Here is a 20,328-nt window from a genome sequence, read left to right as displayed (position 1 = left end):
TGCAGCCCCGGCTCCGGCCGGGGCTGCAGGTCTTTAGCGCTGCAGCGCCACCTGCCGCGCCGTCCGGTCCAGTACCTCGCGGCAGGCCAGGACGGCAGGACGCCTGCTGCCTGCTCGTCGCACGGAGGTAAAAATACTGCGCCGGGGCCGGCCGTTCAGCTCCAGCAGCCGCACGCTCGGCTCCCGCCCGGTCCAGACCAGATCCGGCATCAGGGCCACGGCATTGCCGGACTCAATGAGGCGTATCTGGGCCTGAAGGTCAGCGGTTTCGTAGCGGACATCGGGTTCAAATCCGGCCCGTCGGCAGGCCTGTTCGGCCCAGTGCCGGGAAGCGGCTCCCCGCGGCTCCATGACCCAGGGCAGGTCCGCGGTGTCCGCCAGCGAATCGACCGGCGGGAACCCTTCGTTCGGTACCGCCAGTCGGATGGCATCCGAGGTCAGATGTACCCGGTCCAGCTCCGGATGCCGGACGGCAGCGTGACCGGGGTACTGCTCCGCAATCACCACGTCGAAGTCGCGCGCCCACGTTTCGTACAGCGCGGTTTCCGGTTCGCGCTGCACCATTTCCACCCGCAGATCGGGATGCTCGCGCCGCAGCAGCGACAGGGCGCCCGGCATCAGGGCCAGGGCCGCCGACTGGAACACTGCCACCCGGATCCTTCCCGTGACTGTCGTCAGCGACGAGGCCAGGTCCGCCTCGGCCCGTTCCAGCGATTCCAGGATGTCCGATGTGTGGGAAACCAGGATTTCGGCCTGCGGGGTCAGCTGCACACCGCGTCCGGTTTTCCGCAGCAGTTCCACCCCCACTTCCTTCTCCAGCAGGGCCAGCTGCTGGGATACAGCCGAGGGGCTAAGCCCCAGTGCTTCCGCCACGGCTGCCAGTGTTCCGCGCACTTTTACCTCGCGTAAAAGGTTCATCCGGCGCACGTCCAGCAAGGGCTTCCTCCGATGTTTATCCTGCTTCACTAATCATTAGTAAAAGTAACCTATATGCGTAAGAAAACTAACCTTTGTCTTACGGGAGTTTGCGCGGATACTTAGAGAAGTATCAATCAGTCGCACGTTGAAAAGAGCTGGCCCATGAGCAACACCGTCACCGAACCAAGCGCGGTACCGGGCGTACCGCAGGACCTGTCCGGGGAAGCGGTGGACCTCGTCCGCCGCTGGCTGGCCGAAGCCGCAACCGTGCCGGTGGACGCCTCGGCGGCCCAGCTGGCCGGCGTCCTGAAGGACCCCGCCGGGCTGGACTTCACCGTCGGATTTGTTGACGGCGTCATCCGCCCCGAAGACCTGCGCGTTGCCGGCCGGAACCTCGCCGCCCTGGCCCCGCAGGTTCCCGGCTTCCTGCCCTGGTACATGCGTTCGGCGGTCCGGCTGGGCGGCGTCATGGCCCCTGTGCTGCCCCAGGTTGTCATTCCCGTGGCCCGCAAGGTGCTGCGCCGGATGGTGGGCCACCTGATTGTCGACGCCACGGACGCCCGTCTGGGCAAGGCCATCAGCCGCATCCGGAAGGACGGCGTCCGCCTGAACATGAACCTGCTCGGCGAAGCAGTCCTGGGCGAGCGTGAAGCCAACCGCCGCCTGGAGGGCACCCATACGCTGCTGGCGCGGGACGACGTCGAGTACGTCTCCATCAAGGTTTCCTCCACGGTTTCACCGCATTCACACTGGGCCTTTGACGAAGCCGTAGAGCACGTCGTGGAGAAGCTGACCCCGCTCTACCGCCAGGCGGCCGCCTTCAGCCCGAAGAAGTTCATCAACCTGGACATGGAAGAGTACAAGGACCTGGAGATGACCATGGCGGTCTTCACCAAGCTCCTCTCCATGCCGGAGTTCAAGGATCTGGAAGCGGGCATTGTCCTGCAGGCTTACCTTCCCGATGCCCTGTCCGCCATGATGCGGCTTCAGGAATTTGCTGCCGCCCGCCGGGCCGACGGCGGTGCCCCCGTCAAGGTGCGCGTCGTCAAGGGTGCCAACCTGCCGATGGAGCAGGTGGAAGCCTCGCTGCACGGCTGGCCGCTGGCCACCTGCGGCACCAAGGCGGAAACGGACACCAACTACAAGCGCGTCATCAGCTACGCCCTGCAGCCCGAACGCGTTGCCAACGTGCGCATCGGCGTGGCCGGCCACAACCTCTTTGACGTTGCCTTCGCCTGGCTGCTGGCCAAGCAGCGCGGCGTCACCGAAGGCATCGAGTTCGAGATGCTGCTGGGCATGGCCACGGGCCAGGCCGAAGTAGTCAAGCGCGACGTCGGATCGCTGCTGCTGTACACCCCCGTGGTCCACCCGGCGGAGTTCGACGTCGCCATCGCCTACCTCATCCGTCGTCTGGAAGAAGGGGCGAGCTCCGAGAACTTCATGTCCGCCGTCTTCGAGCTGAGTGAAAACGAGGCGCTCTTCGAACGGGAGAAGCTGCGCTTCCTCACTTCGCTGGCTGACCTGGACGACACGGTTCCCGCGTCCAACCGCGTCCAGGACCGCAGCCGGCCGCGCCCGGCGGACACCGCGGGAGCCGACGCCGCGCAGCAGGACTTCAGCAACACTCCGGACACGGATCCGTCCCTGCCCGCCAACCAGGCGTGGGGCCGCGCGATCCTGACCCGCGTAGCGGGCTCGGACCTCGGCGTCGCCGCCGTCGCCGAGGCACAGGTGGCCGACGAGGACGCCCTGGAGACGGTTGTCCGCACCGGCGTGGAATCCGCCAAGGGCTGGGCTTCCCTCAGCGCAGCCGAACGTGCCGAAATCCTGCACCGCGCCGGCGTCGTGCTGGAGGAGAGGCGCGCGGATCTGATGGAGGTCATGGCCGCCGAGACCGGCAAGACCCTGGACCAGTCGGACCCCGAGGTATCCGAGGCCATCGACTTTGCGCACTACTACGCCGAGCGCGGCAAGGACCTGGAAAAGGTCGACGGCGCCCGGTTTGTGCCGGCAACGCTGACGGTGGTTACGCCGCCGTGGAACTTCCCGGTAGCCATTCCTGCCGGTTCAACCCTGGCGGCCCTGGCCGCCGGATCAGCCGTGATCATCAAGCCGGCCCGCCAGTCCGCCCGCAGCGGCGCCGTCATGGTCGAGGCCCTCTGGGAGGCAGGCGTTCCCCGCGACGTCCTGCAGATGGTGCAGCTGGGCGAGAAGGAACTGGGCCGCCAGCTGGTCGCGCACCCGTCGGTGGACCGCGTCATCCTCACCGGTGGCTATGAAACCGCCGAGCTGTTCCGTTCCTTCCGCTCGGACCTGCCGCTGCTGGCCGAAACTTCCGGCAAGAACGCCATCATCGTCACGCCGAGTGCCGATTTCGACCTGGCAGCGCGCGACGTCGTCGCCTCCGCCTTCGGCCACGCCGGCCAGAAGTGCTCCGCCGCTTCCCTGGTGATCCTTGTGGGTTCGGTGGCCAAGTCGCCGCGCTTCCGCAACCAGCTCGTTGACGCCGTGCAGTCCCTCAAGGTGGGCTACCCGGTGGACGCCGTCACCCAGATGGGCCCGGTTATCGAACCGGCCGCCGGCAAGCTGCTGCGCGGGCTCACCGTCCTGGGCGAGGGCGAATCCTGGCTGATCGAACCCAAGCAGCTCGATGACAGCGGCCGGCTGTGGAGCCCGGGCGTGCGCACCGGCGTTCGCCGCGGCTCCGAGTTCCACCTCACCGAGTACTTCGGTCCGATTCTCGGCGTGATGACGGCTGAGACCCTGGAAGAGGCCGTCGCCCTGCAGAACCAGATTGAGTACGGGCTGACAGCTGGCCTGCATTCCCTGGACCCGGCTGAGATGGATGTCTGGCTGGAGAACATCTCCGCCGGCAACCTCTACATCAACCGCGGCATCACCGGGGCCATTGTTCAGCGCCAGCCGTTTGGCGGCTGGAAGAAGTCGGCAGTGGGCGCGGGAACCAAGGCCGGCGGCCCCAACTACCTGATGGGCCTGGGCGAATGGGAACCGGCTGTAGCCGCCGGTGCGGGAGCCCCCGTCCGGCATCAGGGTGCCGCCAAGATCCTGGCCGCCGCCGGCTCGGGCAGCTTCGACGCGGACACGGACTTCCTGCACCGTGCGCTGAGCAGTGACGCGGCAGCATGGGCCGAGGAATTCGGCACCGCCAAGGACGTTTCTGCGCTGAGCGCCGAACGCAATGTCTTCCGCTACCGGCCCTTGCCCGTCACCATCCGCCTGGCCGAAAACCAGCCGCTCACGCCGCTGCTGCGCGTTGCGGCAGCGGGACTGCTGGCCGGATCCGCACTGCGGGTCTCCACCGGCGTCGAATTGCCGCTGGCGCTGCGGGCGCTGCTGACTGAACACGGAATTTCCGTGACGGAAGAGGACGACGCCGCCTGGCTGGCTGCCGCTTCCAGCTACGATCCCGCGGTCCACGGCCCGCGGATCCGCCTCATCGGCGGCGGCGCGTCGGCACTGGCTGACGCACTGGGCGGACGTCCGGACGTTGCGGTGTACGCCAACCCGGTCACCGAAGCCGGACGGGTTGAACTGCTGCCGTTCCTGCACGAGCAGGCCGTCAGCATCACGGCCCACCGCTTCGGGACGCCCAACCACCTTTCCGACACCCTGATCTAGGGCAGGACGGGCAGCAGCAAGGTCAGTCACCAGGAGTAAGAGCGTCGGTTAAAGCCGGCAAAAGACGGCATCGGGTCTACCCGGTGCCGTCTTTTCCTGTTACGGTCTCCCCATGGAACTCATTTACGAGTAGGGCCGTGCCCTGACCGGGCTCCGGATCCGCCGGCCTCATCCGCTGCAGCTGATCCCCCGGTCGCACGCACCCGCTTTTCGCAGACAGCATCCACCCACTGCCGGGTGAGCTTGTCGATGGTGCGTGTTGCTGACCGTGCTCCCCGTCCAACCATCCCGCTGCAGGTGCTGCCGCCGCTTCAACAGTGGCGGCGGCCGCTGATGCCGGATGTTTTCAGGACGCATCGTCCGCACCATACCCAGCGAAGCTCCCGGCCCGTACTGCATGTCAGGAGACCACCATGACGCAAAACAAGAAAAACCGCGCTAAGCCTTTGCCCGGAAACTCCCCGTTGTCCGGTTCCTCTTCCCCCGCGTCCGTTTCCTCGCCGGTGCTGCCGGCGTCGGACGCACCGCTGGAGGCAGCGGTCAGTCTTGCCCCCGCCGCAGCCGCCAAGCTGGCAGCCGAGGCGTCGGACAAGGCGGCTGCCGCCATGGCGGCGGAGAACGCGCTTCCCGGCTGGCAGAGCCTGGGCAAGGACCACAAGCCCACGCACACCAACGGCAAGCAGGGCCGGCGGGAGAAAAAAGTGCGCTGGTAAGAAGCCAGCGCGTAAAGGACAAGTGCACAGGGGTACGGGCGTGCTCCCGGACCCCTGTGCACGGCCGGGCGGCAGTGCCATCATTGACAGCCACAGCCACAGCCACAGCCACAGCCACAGCCACAGCCACAGCGGACCGAAGAGGCTCACATGCTGCTTAACGGGAAAACCGCCGTCATCTACGGCGGCGGCGGATCAATCGGGGGAGCGGTGGCCAGGGCCTTCGCACGGGAAGGCGCCCGGGTTTTCCTGGCCGGCCGCAGTCCGGAGAGCCTGGAGGCCGTTGCCGGGGACATCCGCGCGGACGGAGGGCTGGTTGAGACGGCTCTGCTGGACGCCACCAACGCCCGGGCGGTGGATGAGCATGCCGATGATGTTGCCGCTGCCGCCGGCAGCCTGGATATTTCACTGAACGTCATCCAGCACGGCGATGTGCAGGGTTCGCCCATGGTGGACATGTATGTGGAGGGCTACCTGCGCCCGGTTTCCACCGCGGTGCAGACTCTGTTTCTGACTGCCCGGGCAGCCGCCAGGCACATGATGCGGCAGCAGTCGGGGGTCATTCTGGTATTCGGCGGATCGGGAGATCCGAGTCCCGGAAACTACTTCGGCGGACTCATCACGGCGTTTGAGGCCATGGAAGCGATGCGCCGCCAGCTGGCGGTGGAGCTCGGGGAACACGGCATCCGCGTGGTCACTCTTCGCAGCGGCGGAATTCCCGAATCCCTTCCGGCAGCCATGGACGGCCGGGAAGACATCGCCAACAGCATCGTCGATGCCACGCTGCTCAAGCGGGCGGCGACCCTGGAAGAGGTGGGGAATGCGGCGGCGTTTGCGGCATCTGACAAGGCTGCCAGCATGACGGCCGCTACGCTGAACATCAGCGCCGGCGCCCTGATGGACCGATGAGCTGGACTGATGAGCGCCGGGCCGGGAAAAACGGGGGCTAGGCCGGGACCTTCCAGATGGTGAAGTCCTCAACGCTGACTGCGATGCGGTTTCCTTCATCTTCGCGGATCCACAGGGTTCCCAGTCCCGGTGCGGTATCCCTGACTTCTCCGCGGTAGTAGACCTCGCTGCCGCTGCGGACTTCAACGTGGTCGCCGCGGCGGATGGAACGGATATTACGGACCCGCTTGGGGCGGGCAACCTTCGAACGTGTGGGCGTACTGGGCATGCTGACCGGTGGCACGGACTCTCTTTCTGTTGACTAGTTATGTCAACCAAACGGGCCGGGAAGTTATTCCCGCCTTCCGCACGCGCTTTTGGGGCAGTGTGCCTGACGCCGTGATCTGCCCCGGCGTACGATCGGGACCATGGATATCGTGGACTTCCTGTTGACCCGCTTCCAGGACGATGCCGCGGAGTCCCGCAAGCTCCTGACGGCCCGGGGCGTTTCCCCTTCCGACCGGTGGTACGAGGAACGGCTGCTCCGCGAATGCGAAGCCAAGCTGATGCTCATTGAAATCATCGGCGGCGCCAGGCGGAATGCACTGGCCCGGATGGTTCTGGATGCGGACGGCCAGGGCAAGCAGTTTGCAGACGAGCTGGAGTGGACCACCCTGGCACTGGCGGCCATGGCCGCCGCGTACCAGGATCATCCCGACTACCAGGACGTTTGGCGGCTCACCGAGAAACGCAGCTAACCGCGCCGGGCCGCTGCAGACTGGGCACCCGGGGGCGGCACGCCTTAGATTAGCTGTCATGACTGTAGCGAATTCTCCTGACCAGGCGACCGGCAGCAGCACCCTTTTGCGCGAGCTTGCCGCACACCATCACGTTGTCACCACGTTCAAGGGCTGGGACGGCTCTCCCCGCGAGGTCTCGGACGAAAGTCTGCGCCGGGTCCTCGAAGCACTGGGAGTCGCAGCGGGATCCGAAGAAGAGATGGCGGCTTCCCTGGCTGACGGACGCCTTTCCGAGTGGCGCCGCACCCTGCCCGGCGCCGTCGTCGTGCGCCGGGGCATGAGCCATTCCGTTGCCGTCCACACTGCGGTGGGGGACGGGGCAGGGGACGCGGCAGGGGACGAGGTTGGAATATGGATCACGCTGGAGGGCGGCGGCCGCCGGGAGCTGGAATGGCCCCGGATTCCCGCCGAGGAACGCGACATTGACGGAACCCTGACCGGCCGCACCCTTGTACCGCTTCCGGACGACCTGCCGTTGGGATGGCACCGGCTGGAAGTCGCATCCGCCGGCGGGCAGGCCGATACTGTCCTGGTGGTAACGCCGGCACGGCTGTCGACGGCGGAGAAACTGGCGCGGCGCCGCGCCTGGGGGCTGATGGCGCAGCTGTATTCGGTGCGGTCTTCCCGCTCCTGGGGCATCGGCGACCTCAACGACCTGGCGGATCTGGCTGCGCTCTCCGGCGCCGGACACGGTGCCGGGTTCATCCTGATCAATCCACTTCACGCTGCGGAACCGGTCCCGCCCCTGGAGCCGTCGCCGTACCTTCCCACCACGCGGCGGTTCTTCAACCCGCTCTATATCCGGGTAGAGGATGTCCCCGAGTACAGCTATCTTTCCGACGAAGCGCGGACGCAAGCGGAGGATTCGGCACGCACCCTGGGCGCGGCGAACCGTTCCGCCGACCTGCTGGACCGGGATGCAACCTATGCGGCCAAGCTTTCAGCGCTGGAGCAGGTCTTCTCGGTGCCGCGCAGCATTGCCCGGGAGCAGCAGTTTGAGCGGTTCTGCGCCGTGGAAGGGCCGGGGCTGGACAGCTTTGCCCTGTGGTGCGCACTGGCGGAGAACCTTCCGCCCGGAGCGCCCCAGTGGCAGGAGATTAACGGGCCGGACAGCTCCTATGTGCGGGAACACGAGAGCGTGCTCGCTCCGCGCGTGCTGTTCTACAAGTGGCTGCAGTGGATTTGTGACCAGCAGCTGGAAACGGTGCAGTCCGCTGCCCGCAGTGCCGGCATGTCCATCGGCGTTGTGCATGACCTCGCGGTGGGAGTGCATCCGGCCGGAGCCGATGCCTGGATGCTGCGGCCGGTGCTCGCCCCCGGGGTTTCGGTGGGAGCACCGCCGGACATGTTCAACCAGCAGGGGCAGGACTGGAGCCAGCCGCCGTGGCACCCCGAGCGGCTGGCCGACGCCGGTTACCTCCCCTACCGGGACATGCTGCGCACCGTGCTGCGGCATGCCGGCGGGATTCGGGTGGACCACATTCTGGGCCTGTTCCGGCAGTGGTGGATTCCGGCCGGTTCGGCTCCAAGTGAAGGCGCCTACGTCAACTTCGACCACGAAGCCCTGATTGGAATCCTGGCACTGGAGGCGGAGCGCACCGGCGCCGTCGTGATCGGCGAAGATCTGGGCGTGTTTGAACCCTGGGTGCAGGAGTACCTCGGGGAGCGGGGCGTGCTGGGCACGTCCATTCTGTGGTTCGAGCAGACCGAGACCGGTCCGCGCGTTCCGGAAGAATACCGGCAGGGAGCACTGACGACAGTGAACACGCATGACCTGCCGCCGGCGGCCGGCTATCTGGCCGGCGAACATGTGGACCTTCGGGCGTCCCTGGGGCTGCTGAGCCGTCCGGTGGAGGAAGAACGGGAGATGGACGCCGCCGCTCAGGAAGCGCTGTTGTCGCTGGTGCGCGACCGCGGGCTCCTGCCTGATTCCGGGGCCGATGGCGCCGAGAAGATTCAGCAGACGGTCGAGGCCCTGCATTCCTTCATCCTGCAGACGCCGTCGGTGCTCCTTGGAGTGTCGCTGACCGATGCGGTGGGGGAGCGGCAGACGCAAAACCAGCCGGGCACGGGGGACGAATATCCCAACTGGCGCATCCCCCTGTGCGGGCCGGACGGGCAGGCCATCCTGCTCGATGACCTGCCGTCCAATGACCGCTTCAACTCCCTGGCGGACCTGATGAAGCGCTCGATCTAGGACTCCAGCTTCATGGCCTTGCGGAGGGTCAGCGCGCCTCCGCTCTGCATCACGGCGCGGCGGTAGACATTCTCGCTGAAGCGCAGCAGGGCGTAGGCCGCAGCCAGGGCGAGAGCCAGGGACAGGAACGTCTCCCAGAGCGGAACCTCGGTGTTGAGCATCCGGATCGGCATCGCAACCGAGGACACCACCGGAATGTAGGACGCGATCACCAGCAGCTGCCCCTTGGCGAACAGGCCGGCAAACAGTGCGGCGAAGACGACGGCTAGCACCGGGGTGGAGCTGTTGTTCAGGTCTTCGCTGCGGCTGGCCATGGCGCCGAGCATGGCCCAGGCCGATGCCAGGATGAGGAACCCGGCGAGGAAGAACACCAGGAACCAGCCGGAGGCAGGAATGATCATTCCCACCATGTCCGCTGTATCCGTGAGGTTCAGCGCGAGCAGGGCGGCACCGCCGTACAGGGCAAGCTGGATCATGGCGAGGACGGTGTTGCCGGCCACCTTGCCGTAGAGCAGCTGACGGATGGGAATGGCCGTGGCCAGGATCTCCACGACCCGGTTCTGCTTTTCCTCCAGGACCGAGCTGGCGATGGCCATGCCGAAGATGATGGCGGACATGTAGAACAGGAAGCTGAAGGCAAAGCCCACCACGGTGGCCAGCAGGGCGTTTTCAGCGTTGCCCTCAATCAGCTCTTCCTTGAGCTCGCTGCCGGCCAGCAGCTCCGTGCCGGTGGTTCCGGCCGCTTCGGCGTTGTCATTAATGACGGTCAGCCGCAGTGCTTCGGCAACTGCGGAGCGGAGGCCGCCGTCGATTTCCTCGTTCCCCACCAGGGTCCAGGCGCCGTCGGAATCCTGCAGCAGGGCGGCGTCGGCGTCTCCGTTGCTGACCAGGTCCCGTGCCGCCTCCGGTGAGTCGGCGGTAACCGCCTCGAACGTGGTGTTGTCATCGGCGCCGGCATCTTCGCCTGCGGTTTCCACCACCGACTGCCCGGATGCCCCGGCGACGGCCACCGTGTAGTCGGTGCCGCGGTTGGCCATGTAGGCGTTGAACACCACGGCACCGATGATCAGTACCAGGGTGACCAGGGTGGAGATCAGGTAGCTGCGGTCGCGGGCCTTCACCATGACTTCGCGCAGGGTGACGATCGCCCACGGCGGGGTGTTGTTGGCCGCCGCTTCCGGACGCGGGGACGCGGAGGACTCAGGGCGGCGGGTCTCGGTGGTGCTCATGCTGATACCTCCCGGTAGATTTCGCTGAGGGACGGCCTCAGTGGCGTGAATTCTTCAACGGTGCCCCGCGCCATGGCGGTGCCGAGCACGCGCTGGGCCGCGGCGTCGCCGCCGAACTCCAACACTGCTGTTGGCCCGGCTACATCAATGACCTGCAGCCCGGGCTCGTCACGGAGCCAGCCGGCGTCCGGGGAAACGGTGAGGCGGTGCCGGCGGGGTGCGCTGGCCCTGAGCTGCTCGCTGGACCCGGCTGCCATGACCTTTCCGGCCTTGAGGACCACCAGGTTGTCGCAGAGCCGGTCCACCAGGTCCAGCTGATGGCTGGAAAAGAGGACGGGGACCCCTTCGCGGGTGCGTTCGCGCAGCAGTTCCACCATGGAATCGACGGCGGCAGGGTCCAGCCCGGAAAACGGCTCGTCCAGGATCAGCACGTTGGGGCGGTGCAGCAGCGACGCAGCAATCTGCACCCGCTGCTGGTTGCCCAGGGACAGCGACTCCAGCTTGTCCTTGAACCGGTCCGCAAGCGTGAACCGCTCCAGCAGGTCCATGGCCTCGCGCCGCGCGGCTGCCGAACTCATCCGGTGCAGCTGTCCGAGGTAAATGAGCTGGTCCAGGATCGGCTGCTTCGGGTAGAGGCCGCGTTCCTCGGGCATGTACCCGAACTGGGCGCGGTCGGCGGCGGTGACGGGCGACCCGTCGAGGAACACCTCGCCGCCGGTTGCCGTCAGAACCCCCATGATCATGCGCATGGTGGTGGTTTTGCCGGCGCCGTTGCCGCCTACAAATCCGGTCATCTGCCCGGAGGGGACGTCAAAGGTGACGTTATCCACCGCCGTTTTGTCCCCGAATTTTCGGGTGAGGTTGGAGACCTGCAGCATGGGGGCTGCTCCTTTCCCGGAGATCCCGGGTGTTGTCAGGGGAAAGCTTCTCCCTCAACCCTAGGGGCGGCAGCAGCAAAGGTAATCGGCCGGGCGGGTGAATCCTTCCGGGTCAGGGACGCCGGTCGCCGGAGGGCCCGGCGGCACTCTCCCCCGGAAGGATGAGGCCGGATTCGTAGGCGAACACCACGGCCTGGACGCGGTCGCGGACCTGAATTTTGGCGAGCAGGTTCGATACATGCGTTTTGACCGTCGCCTCGGCGACAAACATGCGGGCGGCGATCTCGGCGTTGCTGCATCCGGCGGCAACATTCACCAGGACTTCCCGCTCCCGGGAGGTCAGGGAGGCCAGGAGCTTCTGCTGTTCCGGGGAAACAGGCCGGGCCGCGGCGGGGGCCGCACCGGGGCCGGCACCTGAGGGATCCTGCGAGGATTCGGCTCCGAGCTGACGAGCGAAGCGTTCAATAACGCGGACGGTGACTTCCGGCGCGAGCAGGGCATGGCCGCCGGCGACGGCGTGGACGGCGGCAACCAGGTCATCCGGATCGGCGTTCTTGAGCAGGAATCCGCTGGCGCCGGAGCGGATGGCATCAAAAAGATAGTCGTCGCGCTCAAAAGTGGTCAGAATAATCACCTTGGCCGTGCCCGCCTGGACTACGGCTTCCGTGGCCCTGATGCCGTCGAGCACCGGCATCTGCACATCCATCAGGATGACATCCACGGGATTGGCGGCGGCGAAGTCCACGGCTTCCAGGCCGTTGGCCACCTGCCCCACCACCGTGATCTCTTCCTCCACGGACAGCATCATGGCGAAACCCGCCCGGACCAGTGCCTGGTCATCCGCCAACAGGACCCGGATTGGTTCCATCGCGTGCGTTCACACCCTTTCGCACAAGGAAAGCCCCTCGGCACCGGCTGAGGTCCCACCGGCCCCGCAATTACCGTACCGGTAAAGCCGCGGAAACAGAGGGAGCGCTCAGCGCACGGGAAAGCGGACGCGGACCCGCCAGCCCCCGCCTGCCCGGGGGCCAATTTCGGCTGTTCCCCCGTGCAGCGCCGCTCGTTCGCGGATTCCCCGGAGGCCGAAGCCCGAGCCGGCAGTGCTTCCCGCCCGCGGCCGGCCGTCGTCGACCGTCTCGACTTCCACCCACTCGCCGTTCTCCGAGCGGCCGGTGCGCAGCGCCACCACCGCTGAACCTGCCGTGGAATGCCGCCGCACATTGGCGAGTGATTCCTGCACCGTCCGGTAAATGGACAGGCCCAGCGGCGCAGGGATGCGGTCAAGAACCGAATCCGGATCCTGTGCTTCATGAAAGGAAACGCGCAGTCCCATTGCGTCATGTTCGGCGACCAGCGCGGGGAGGTCAGACAGCCCTGGCTCCGGATGCCGCTGTGCGCCGCCGTCGGAGTCGGTGGCCGTTTCCTGTCCGCCCCGCAGCACGCCCAGCAGGGACCGCATCTGGGCCACTGCTTCCCGGGACGAGGCCTCGATTGTCTGCAGGGCGCCGGCGGTGGCGGCGGGCTTCTTCTCCAGAACCCGGCGTGCGGCTCCGGCCTGAATGCCAATCACCGCAATGTGGTGGGCGACGACGTCGTGCAGTTCGCGGGCGATGCGCAGGCGCTCATCGATCACGGCCTGCCGGGCCAGCTCCGTGGCCTGCTCCTCAAGCTGGGCCGACTGCTGGGCAAGCTGCTCCCGCTGATGCGCGCTGCGCCAGGAGGTGATGCCAAAGAGGATCGCTCCGCCGAAATAAGCGGCATTAAGCAGGAAGGTGTAGATGGCATAGGAAGCCAGCGGCGGGAGCAGGCCGCGGGACGGGTTTTCCTGCTCCTGGACTTCCCGCAGGAGAGACTCGTAAGAGTTGGAGACGGTGAAGGACAGCAGCAGCCACAGGGCCATTGCCGCTATCACCAGCACCAGGGCCAGACGCAGCAGGCGGCGGTTCCGGGCCCAGGCCACGCCCGAATAAATGGCGGCAAAGTACGCGCCCTGGAAGGTGAGCTGGACGGCGAGAAGGGGCATGTACATGCCCAGTACCAGGAAGAGCGCCGATGATATGAGCAGGACGGTGACCGGAAAGCGGCGCCGCACGGCCAGCGGCAGCACCATCAGCGCCATTACCAGGTGCTGGAGCCAGATCGGGCGGTCCTCCGCGCCCATGGACCCGACGCCGCGGACGCTCTCGAGCGCCACCGCGCTGAGCAGCAGCACGACGGCGGTGCCGATCAGGTCCCGGCGCAGCTGCTCCCGCGTGGGCCCGGGCCGCTCCCAGTCTTCGCCGTTTTGTTCCGGCCGGACGCCGGGGAAACGCGGCCGGAAAAGACTGCGGGGCCGGGGGTCCCGGGTGTCGGAGCCGAGGGCGGGGGTTTCGATCATGCAGCCAGTCTAGGAGCCGGTGTGCACTGCCGGCTCCGCCGCAGGGATGACCGGGTGCCGCAGGAGGGGAAGGAGTGATTTACTTCAAGGTACTGACACGGCAGCCAGGCGGCGGCCGAAAACCGCGCTGACGACAGGACTGCACGCATGTTTGTTGACGAAGCACAGGCGATTCTCCCTGAACTGGTGGCGCTGCGGCGCGCCCTTCACTCCGACCCGGAAACGGGGAATGACCTGCCCCGCACGCAGGAGAAGATCCTCGCGGCGTTGGAGGGGCTGGGGCTGGAGATCACGCTCGGCGTGAAGTCGACCTCCGTGGTGGCAGTGCTCCGCGGTGCCGAGCCGGGCCCGGCCGTGCTGCTGCGCGGAGATATGGATGCCCTGCCGGTCCTTGAACTGACTGATCTGGACTATGCCTCCACCAACGGCAACATGCATGCCTGCGGCCATGACCTGCACGTGGCCGGGTTGGTGGGCGCGGCCAGGCTGCTCAGCGCGCAGCAGGAAGACCTTTCCGGCAGCGTCATCTTCATGTTCCAGCCGGGGGAGGAAGGCCACGACGGCGCCAGTCTGATGCTCGATGAAGGGGTACTCGACGCCGCGGGGGAACGTCCCGTCGCCGCCTACGGGATCCATGTGCGCCCCGGTCCGCTGGGTGTTTTCCGGACCAAGCCGGGCACGCTGATGGCCGGTGCCAATGAACTGCGGATCACCGTGAAGGGATCCGGCGGCCACAGCTCCCAGCCGCAAACCGCCGTCGACCCCGTTCCTGCCCTCACCGAAATTGCCACCGCGCTGCAGACCATGGCCACCCGGCGGTTCTCCGCCTTCGACCCGATTGTGCTCACCGTGACCCAGCTCCGCGCGGGCGAAGCCATCAATGTCATTCCGGACACCGCCAGTCTGGGCGCCTCCGTCCGCACGCTGTCCGAGGAATCGCTGGACCGGGTGGTGGTGGAATCCAAGACGCTCGCCGAAGGCATTGCTGCCGCCCACGGGTGCAGCGTGGACGTGGACTTCACCGTGCGGTATCCGGTGACCAGCAATGACGCCGGCCGAACCCGTGAAGCGATCACCGGGCTGCGGGAAATGTTCGGCGAAGACAGGGTGCTCGAGTCCCGTGATCCGTTGATGGGCTCCGAGGATTTTTCCCTGGTCCTCAACGAAGTTCCCGGCACCTTCATTTTCCTGGGAGCGACGCCGCCGGACCTGGATCCGGAAACCGTGGCCTGGAACCACTCTCCACGGGTGGTTTTCGATGATTCCGTGCTGGGCGACCAGGCTGCTGCGCTGGCCCAGCTGGCGTACAACCGGCTGACGTAGTCTGTGCCCATGCCTATCGCGAACCTGATTACTGCAGCAGCCCGGCCCGCTCCGCCCACCTCGAAGCGCCGGCGGCTGGGCGCCATCGCGCTGGGTTCGTTCCTGGCCTTTGCCGGCACCTCGCACCTGACCTTTGCGCGGGAGGAATTCCAGGCCCAGGTGCCGGGCTGGGTTCCGGTGGACCCCGACGTCGTCGTGCTGCTTTCAGGGGTAGCCGAGCTCAGCCTCGGGGCAGCACTGATCCTGCTGCGCAGGCGCCGGGTTCCGGTGGGCCTGGCTGCTGCAGCGTTCTTTGTTGCCATCTTCCCCGGCAACATCTCCCAGTACGTCACCCACACCGACGCTTTCGGGCTCGATACTGACAGTGCCCGCCTGGTGCGGCTGTTCTTCCAGCCGCTGCTCGTGATCTGGGCGCTGTGGTCCACCGGTGCCTGGAAGGCAGTGCGTGCTGCGCTGAAAAAGGGCTAGCTGCGGGCGGTCTGTCCCTTCGCTTCCGGAGTTCCTCCCGACGTCGTGTTCGCCTCGCACAGCGCTCTATCTCCATCTGCTCCTCCAGCTTGAACTGCGCAGCCTCCCATTCCCGGTACCCGCGGGGCAGCGCGACGGTTGCTCTAGGGGATCCCGAGGCCTTCCGTGCACCGGTTCCCACTCTTCGTTGCCCTTGTGGCAGGTGTGGCCCCGGCAGCACCAGCAGGCAACAGAGGGTGGGAACCTGTGCGGCGGTTCGGTGCTTAGCCGCCGTTGGACTGGCGGATGCCGGTGCCCAGCGCCTCGAACGAGTAGACGAAGCCGCCGTCGGCGCCGCTGACCGTCAGGTAGGCCTCGGTGGTGCCGGGCTTAATCGCCACGTTGGTGGCCGATGACAGGCCCTCGGCGTCGTCGGCCGGAACCGAGACCGTGCCGATGTGCCTGCCCTCCGGGCTGTAGACGAAGATGCTCGGCTGGCCGTGCACTGCCTGGTAGATGTTTCCGTCGGCGTCCACGGCGTTGGAATCGATCTGGCTCTTGCCGCCGCTGAAATGGACACCCGGATGGGAGTTTGCAACACCGGTCCGGTCCTCGTTCAGGCCGAGGTAGTCGATGCGGTTGTCAGAGTACTGGCTGACCCACAGTCCCTTGAAGTCCTCGGTGAAGGAGATTCCGTTGGGTGCGGGAAGATCCTTCGCCAGGACAGTCGGTTCGGCGGTGTCCTTGTCGATCCGCACAATCCTGCCCTGTGCCTCTTCTGCCGGCCCGTCATGTCCGGTGGTGTCGCTGACGAAAAGATGGCCGTCCTCGTCGAAGGCCAGATCATCGAGCTTCATTGGGGTTCCCTCGACGTTGCCCGCGAAGAATGTCTGCGGATCGGTGCCTTCGGCGGTGATGCTGGTGACCTTTCCGCCGAGGAAGTCCGTCAGGTACAGCCGGCCGTCCTGCGGGCTGAACTGCGCCGAGGTGTAGACACCGGCGTCGTCGGTGTAAATCCCTTCGGCGGTCCCTTCCTCGACGTCGATCTTATGGACTTTCGGATCTCCCGGAGGTGCAGTCACATCGACGACGAACAGGCCGCCGTCGGGGCCGAAGGTCGGTCCTTCCAGCAGGGTCATGCCCGTTTCCGGGTGGACCTCGCTGACCTGAAGGACCTTTTCGGCGGTGATGTCGGCGGTGTTTTTCGCGGCTGTGTTCTGAGTGTCATTCTCCGTGCCGTTCTCCGGGGAAGTTGCCGGGGCGGCCTGGCCTGCACAACCGACGAGGGCACCGATCAACCCCAGGGCTGCTGCTCCGCGCCAGATCGGAGTGGACTGATGGGCGCGCTGCGTCTTTCGGGGGTGCTGTGACATTTCGGTGCTCCGTTACGGGACGTGGGGGTCCTTCGGGTGGCCAAATAGCGCGCAGTCCTTCGCAGGCTGCAAAGCGCGGCCACCCAAAGTGCTTAGGATCATCCTAACTAGTTTGGGTGGTTGCCCTGCAATTGCTGCTGTGGCAAAAATGCCCAAGTGCCACCAACCGAACCTTGCCCGTGTCGTTAGGGTGGCGGGTTTTGGTGATGCAGGCATGGCCTTTTTCACCGCTGTGGTAGCAGCTGGAACGGAATCAGTTACCCGCCTAGTGAGAGGCGGCTTCCGTTTCGTATGTAATGCTTATTTGTCGTTCATCAGAAATGAATCATGTCGCGTAGAAACGCCGGCGAATTGTCGCCCCCTGCAGTGAAGCCAAAACTTCAGGCAGTTGGTCCCGCTGTAAATTCAGCCGGCGGATTGCGGCACCGTCGCCGGCAATGCAGGTTCACTGGCGGCTGGGATTACCCGTCCGGGCAGTGGGCTAAACATTGTCATTGAAATAGCAAGACGCATAGGAGCAATGCTGTGACCTACAATCCACTCGAGCAACAGGTGGTTCGGGAGGGCGACCCGAAGGGTGCTGCCGCAGGACTACCTCCGTCCGGGCCACCTGCGCCGCCGGAGCCGGACGTGTCGGCTGCCGCTTCAGGCGACCGCTCCAAAAGGAAGGGCAACGGCAAGGTGTGGGTACTGGCTCTGGCCGCGGCCGCTCTCCTTGTCGGTGGCGGTGTATCGGGGGCCGCCTTGGTGGATCCGACCGACAGTGAAGAGTATGCGGCCGTGGAATCCGCAAAAGAATCAACCGAGTCAGAACTGGCACAGGTCACATCAGACTATGAAACCCTTCAAAAAGACTATGACGTCATGGCGAGCGGCATTCGAAAGAGGGAAACCGACGTCGAGAAGCGGGAGGCGGCTGCCGTCACTTCCCAGGAGAAACTGACGGCGGCCGAAGCAGCGGTCAAGGCTCGTGAAGATGCGGTAAGCGGAGCAGAGAAGACCAAGGCAGCCAATACCGTGGGCGATGGAACGTGGGTTGTGGGGTCAGATATAGCGCCTGGAACTTACCGTGCATCACAGCCTGTTGGGTCCAACTGTTACTGGGGCGTCTACCGCAGTGGATCCAATGGCGCGGATATTCTCGAGAACGACATTCCGGGCGGCGGGCACCCAGTGGTTACGCTGGCCGAGGGTCAGGACTTTAAATCGGCTCGCTGCGGCACTTGGGAAAAGCAATAAGCACGTCCCGTACAGGTCTGGAGTCACGACCGGCCCGCTGGACGAACTGGGGGAACAGGGGTGGAAGTCCGCCACGCCCCGATGCCTCGGGCATTCGGGTATTGCTGTCATCGGTAAAGGCTAATCATTCCTTGGAGTCGCTGGCACTTTCTACCCAGGTAATCAGCAGGAAAAAGTCCAGTAGGTGAATAATCGCTCTGACCGACAATTTGCGATCCTGATCACATAAAATAGAACACATGTACGAGCCCCGGAAGGACACCCAGGAAGATGCCAAGGCGTCCGAACTTGTCCGCGCCGGCAGCCATGGGGAGCCCGCCGCAGCAGAAAGTGCGCTGCTTGCCGGGCTGATAGATCAGATCCGGGCGCTGGAGGAACTGAAGGCAGCAGCGTCCGCGGCCCAGGCCAGGGCAACGGCTCTCTTTGACTCGGTGACTCGGCAGGCGCAGGCGGCAGCGGGACTGAAAGCAGACCAGCTCGGCAAGGGCGTCGGTGCCCAGATCGGGTTCGCCCGCCGCGAGTCACCCAACCGCGGGACCCGGATGCTGGGCCTGGCACGAATCCTCACCGCGGAAATGCCCCATACGCTCCACGCCCTCACGATCGGGGTGATCAGTGAATACCGGGCTACGATCCTGGTCCGGGAGACCGCCTGCCTGTCCCTGGCCGACCGGCAGTGCGTTGATGAGCTGGTGGCGGGGGATCAGGGTGAGTTGGAGCAGCTCGGGGACCGGCAGCTGATCGCGAAGATCAAGACCCTCTCCTATGGTCTGGATCCGCATGCGGTGGTGAAGCGTGCCGCGCATGCGGTCTCGGAGCGGTTTGTGTCCTGCCGCCCGGCGCCGGACACCATGACGTGGGTGACGGCCCTGCTGCCGGTCGCCCAGGGCGTGGGGGTGTATGCGGCGCTGACGCGGGAAGCGGACCGGCTACGGGCAAGCGGGGATCCGCGGTCGAAGGGCCAGATCATGGCCGATACGTTCGTGGAACGCACCACCGGGCAGGCTCGGGCGGAGGATGTCCGGGTTGAGGTGCAGCTGATCATGACGGACCGGGCCCTGCTGTCCGGATCCGCGGAACCGGCTGTCCTGCCCGGCTACGGGGTGGTTCCGGCGCAGTTCGCCCGGGATCTGGTCCGGAACAGGGCAGGTGCCGGGGGCAATACCGGGAACGGGGCGGTGGCCGGCGGGAGTTCCGGTAAGGGATTCGGTCAGGCCGGTGCGGATGACGCGCCTCCGGACAAGACCGCCAGAACCTGGCTCCGGCGGCTCTACACCGCTCCCGGCAGCAACCAGCTGGTGGGCATGGACTCCAGGGCAAGACTGGTGCCCGAGGGCATGGCCCGGTTCATCGCCGCCCGGGACCAGACCTGCCGGATGCCGTGGTGCGGGGCACCCATTCGGCACTACGACCATGTCCGCCCCGTCCGTGACGGCGGGGCAACCAGTGCCGAGAACCTCCAGGGGCTCTGCGAGGCGTGCAACCAGGCCAAGGAAGCGCCCGGCTGGACCACGCGCACCGTCGACGCCCTCCCTGCCGTCGAACCTGCAGCAGCAAGGCCAATCCGCGGACACACGGTGGAGACGCGCACCCCGACGGGCCATTCTTACCGCTCTACTGCTCCGCCATTGCCGGGAGCCTGTAACACTGCAGGACATCTAAGTTACTGACCAGTAATATAGCGTCCATGCACCTTCTCCTTCGTACCCTCCTGGTCCTCTTCCGCTCCCGCCGGCGACCCAAAATCGGTTTCTTCGACACTTCGTCGCTGCCCATGCGGGTGCTCCCCACAGACATCGACATCGCCATGCACCTCAACAACGGGATGTATCTGTCGCTGATGGATCTGGGTCGGTTCGACCTCATGGTTCGCAGCGGTTTCTGGGCGGCAATGCGCCGAAAAGGCTGGAACCCGGTAGTGGGCAATGAGACCATCAGCTTCCGCAAATCGCTCGAACTGGGCCAGCGCTACGCGATCGAAACCAAGGTCATCGGCTTCGACGAGCGGGCCAGCTACATCGAGCAGCGGATGGTGGCCGACGGCGAGATCTACGCCCGCGCGTACATCGCCGCGCGCTTCGTTTCCAAGAAGGGCCCGGTGAGCAACGAGGAGATCTTTAAGGCTGCAGGCGTCCAGCCGCCGGCGGACCTCGAGCTGCCCGAGTGGATTCGGCAGTGGCGGGAGGACAGCGCCCTGCCGAGCACGCGCCGTCCGGCTCCCCACACCTGGAGCTGATTCCGGCCCGCAGCATCCGGTGCCCAAAACCGGGTAGACGCATATCGCCCGCCTGCCCGGCGGCGTAAATT

General features: G+C 66.0%; 17 protein-coding genes. 10 read left to right on the top strand and 7 right to left on the bottom strand.

Annotated elements, in window-relative coordinates; all coding sequences use genetic code 11:
• Positions 1 to 33: 33 nt before the first annotated feature.
• The gene (locus M1D40_RS16620; RefSeq protein WP_461169536.1) at positions 34 to 936 is read right to left on the bottom strand and encodes a LysR family transcriptional regulator; all 903 of its coding nucleotides are present in this window, start codon (positions 934 to 936) and stop codon (positions 34 to 36) included.
• Positions 937 to 1,080: 144 nt separating this feature from the next.
• Between M1D40_RS16620 and M1D40_RS16615 the strand changes: the two genes are divergently transcribed.
• From M1D40_RS16615 to M1D40_RS16605, 3 genes are all read left to right on the top strand, one after another.
• Positions 1,081 to 4,557 carry a bifunctional proline dehydrogenase/L-glutamate gamma-semialdehyde dehydrogenase gene (locus M1D40_RS16615; protein ID WP_461169535.1) on the top strand — a complete coding sequence of 1,159 codons (3,477 nt, stop codon included), beginning with the start codon at positions 1,081 to 1,083 and terminating at the stop codon, positions 4,555 to 4,557.
• 413 nt (positions 4,558 to 4,970) lie between these two features.
• Entirely contained in the window at positions 4,971 to 5,270 is a 300-nt protein-coding gene (locus tag M1D40_RS16610; RefSeq protein WP_461169534.1) for a hypothetical protein, read from the top strand.
• A 150-nt stretch (positions 5,271 to 5,420) separates the two neighbouring features.
• Entirely contained in the window at positions 5,421 to 6,179 is a 759-nt protein-coding gene (locus M1D40_RS16605; protein ID WP_461169533.1) for an SDR family NAD(P)-dependent oxidoreductase, read from the top strand.
• 37 nt (positions 6,180 to 6,216) lie between these two features.
• Here the strand turns inward: M1D40_RS16605 and M1D40_RS16600 are convergent, their stop codons facing one another.
• Complete coding sequence (locus M1D40_RS16600) at positions 6,217 to 6,462, bottom strand: hypothetical protein (RefSeq protein WP_461169532.1); 246 nt, start codon at positions 6,460 to 6,462, stop codon at positions 6,217 to 6,219.
• Between the two features lie 124 nt (positions 6,463 to 6,586).
• Between M1D40_RS16600 and M1D40_RS16595 the strand changes: the two genes are divergently transcribed.
• Both M1D40_RS16595 and malQ read left to right on the top strand, forming a co-directional pair.
• The gene (locus M1D40_RS16595) at positions 6,587 to 6,916 is read left to right on the top strand and encodes a DUF6221 family protein (protein WP_341395113.1); all 330 of its coding nucleotides are present in this window, start codon (positions 6,587 to 6,589) and stop codon (positions 6,914 to 6,916) included.
• A 58-nt stretch (positions 6,917 to 6,974) separates the two neighbouring features.
• A complete protein-coding gene (gene malQ, locus M1D40_RS16590) occupies positions 6,975 to 9,155 on the top strand; it encodes a 4-alpha-glucanotransferase (RefSeq protein ID WP_461169531.1) in 2,181 nt (726 codons plus the stop codon).
• On the opposite strand, the gene M1D40_RS16585 is transcribed toward malQ, so the two are convergent.
• The 4 genes from M1D40_RS16585 to M1D40_RS16570 all read right to left on the bottom strand — a co-directional run bounded on the left by M1D40_RS16585 (position 9,152) and on the right by M1D40_RS16570 (position 13,639).
• A complete protein-coding gene (locus M1D40_RS16585; protein WP_461169530.1) occupies positions 9,152 to 10,384 on the bottom strand; it encodes an ABC transporter permease in 1,233 nt (410 codons plus the stop codon). The genes malQ and M1D40_RS16585 overlap by 4 nt on opposite strands.
• Complete coding sequence (locus tag M1D40_RS16580; RefSeq protein ID WP_461169529.1) at positions 10,381 to 11,262, bottom strand: ABC transporter ATP-binding protein; 882 nt, start codon at positions 11,260 to 11,262, stop codon at positions 10,381 to 10,383. The genes M1D40_RS16585 and M1D40_RS16580 overlap by 4 nt, the downstream gene beginning before the upstream one ends.
• A gap of 112 nt (positions 11,263 to 11,374) precedes the next feature.
• Entirely contained in the window at positions 11,375 to 12,130 is a 756-nt protein-coding gene (locus M1D40_RS16575; protein ID WP_461169528.1) for a response regulator, read from the bottom strand.
• Between the two features lie 108 nt (positions 12,131 to 12,238).
• Positions 12,239 to 13,639, bottom strand: a complete 1,401-nt coding sequence (locus tag M1D40_RS16570) for a sensor histidine kinase (RefSeq protein WP_461169527.1) — start codon at positions 13,637 to 13,639, stop codon at positions 12,239 to 12,241.
• 147 nt (positions 13,640 to 13,786) lie between these two features.
• Between M1D40_RS16570 and M1D40_RS16565 the strand changes: the two genes are divergently transcribed.
• Complete coding sequence (locus tag M1D40_RS16565; protein WP_341395119.1) at positions 13,787 to 14,962, top strand: M20 metallopeptidase family protein; 1,176 nt, start codon at positions 13,787 to 13,789, stop codon at positions 14,960 to 14,962.
• Between the two features lie 9 nt (positions 14,963 to 14,971).
• On the top strand, positions 14,972 to 15,430 hold the full coding sequence (locus tag M1D40_RS16560) for a DoxX family protein (RefSeq protein ID WP_461169526.1): 459 nt from the start codon (positions 14,972 to 14,974) through the stop codon (positions 15,428 to 15,430).
• 263 nt (positions 15,431 to 15,693) lie between these two features.
• On the opposite strand, the gene M1D40_RS16555 is transcribed toward M1D40_RS16560, so the two are convergent.
• Positions 15,694 to 16,782, bottom strand: coding sequence for an SMP-30/gluconolactonase/LRE family protein (locus M1D40_RS16555; protein ID WP_461169525.1), 1,089 nt, complete (start codon positions 16,780 to 16,782; stop codon positions 15,694 to 15,696).
• A 525-nt stretch (positions 16,783 to 17,307) separates the two neighbouring features.
• Between M1D40_RS16555 and M1D40_RS16550 the strand changes: the two genes are divergently transcribed.
• From M1D40_RS16550 to M1D40_RS16540, 3 genes are all read left to right on the top strand, one after another.
• Positions 17,308 to 18,021, top strand: a complete 714-nt coding sequence (locus M1D40_RS16550; RefSeq protein WP_461169524.1) for a hypothetical protein — start codon at positions 17,308 to 17,310, stop codon at positions 18,019 to 18,021.
• Between the two features lie 239 nt (positions 18,022 to 18,260).
• Positions 18,261 to 19,691: an HNH endonuclease gene (locus M1D40_RS16545; protein WP_461169523.1), complete on the top strand. Its 1,431-nt coding sequence runs from the start codon at positions 18,261 to 18,263 to the stop codon at positions 19,689 to 19,691.
• A 17-nt stretch (positions 19,692 to 19,708) separates the two neighbouring features.
• A complete protein-coding gene (locus M1D40_RS16540; protein ID WP_461169522.1) occupies positions 19,709 to 20,257 on the top strand; it encodes an acyl-CoA thioesterase in 549 nt (182 codons plus the stop codon).
• Positions 20,258 to 20,328 lie beyond the last annotated feature (71 nt).

Source organism: Arthrobacter sp. Z1-15, from assembly GCF_054792395.1.
The sequence above is the reverse complement of the archived record's forward strand: the minus strand, read 5'-3'. Positions and strand labels throughout refer to the sequence as shown.

What these genes read in the sequence shown, in the direction of transcription:
- M1D40_RS16615 (WP_461169535.1), top strand. Translation starts at nt 1,081, where the DNA reads ATGAGCAACACCGTCACCGAACCAAGCGCGGTACCGGGCGTACCGCAG.
- M1D40_RS16610 (WP_461169534.1), top strand. Translation starts at nt 4,971, where the DNA reads ATGACGCAAAACAAGAAAAACCGCGCTAAGCCTTTGCCCGGAAACTCC.
- M1D40_RS16605 (WP_461169533.1), top strand. Translation starts at nt 5,421, where the DNA reads ATGCTGCTTAACGGGAAAACCGCCGTCATCTACGGCGGCGGCGGATCA.
- M1D40_RS16595 (WP_341395113.1), top strand. Translation starts at nt 6,587, where the DNA reads ATGGATATCGTGGACTTCCTGTTGACCCGCTTCCAGGACGATGCCGCG.
- malQ (WP_461169531.1), top strand. Translation starts at nt 6,975, where the DNA reads ATGACTGTAGCGAATTCTCCTGACCAGGCGACCGGCAGCAGCACCCTT.
- M1D40_RS16585 (WP_461169530.1), bottom strand. Translation starts at nt 10,384, where the DNA reads ATGAGCACCACCGAGACCCGCCGCCCTGAGTCCTCCGCGTCCCCGCGT.
- M1D40_RS16580 (WP_461169529.1), bottom strand. Translation starts at nt 11,262, where the DNA reads ATGCTGCAGGTCTCCAACCTCACCCGAAAATTCGGGGACAAAACGGCG.
- M1D40_RS16575 (WP_461169528.1), bottom strand. Translation starts at nt 12,130, where the DNA reads ATGGAACCAATCCGGGTCCTGTTGGCGGATGACCAGGCACTGGTCCGG.
- M1D40_RS16570 (WP_461169527.1), bottom strand. Translation starts at nt 13,639, where the DNA reads ATGATCGAAACCCCCGCCCTCGGCTCCGACACCCGGGACCCCCGGCCC.
- M1D40_RS16565 (WP_341395119.1), top strand. Translation starts at nt 13,787, where the DNA reads ATGTTTGTTGACGAAGCACAGGCGATTCTCCCTGAACTGGTGGCGCTG.
- M1D40_RS16560 (WP_461169526.1), top strand. Translation starts at nt 14,972, where the DNA reads ATGCCTATCGCGAACCTGATTACTGCAGCAGCCCGGCCCGCTCCGCCC.
- M1D40_RS16555 (WP_461169525.1), bottom strand. Translation starts at nt 16,782, where the DNA reads ATGTCACAGCACCCCCGAAAGACGCAGCGCGCCCATCAGTCCACTCCG.
- M1D40_RS16545 (WP_461169523.1), top strand. Translation starts at nt 18,261, where the DNA reads ATGTACGAGCCCCGGAAGGACACCCAGGAAGATGCCAAGGCGTCCGAA.
- M1D40_RS16540 (WP_461169522.1), top strand. Translation starts at nt 19,709, where the DNA reads ATGCACCTTCTCCTTCGTACCCTCCTGGTCCTCTTCCGCTCCCGCCGG.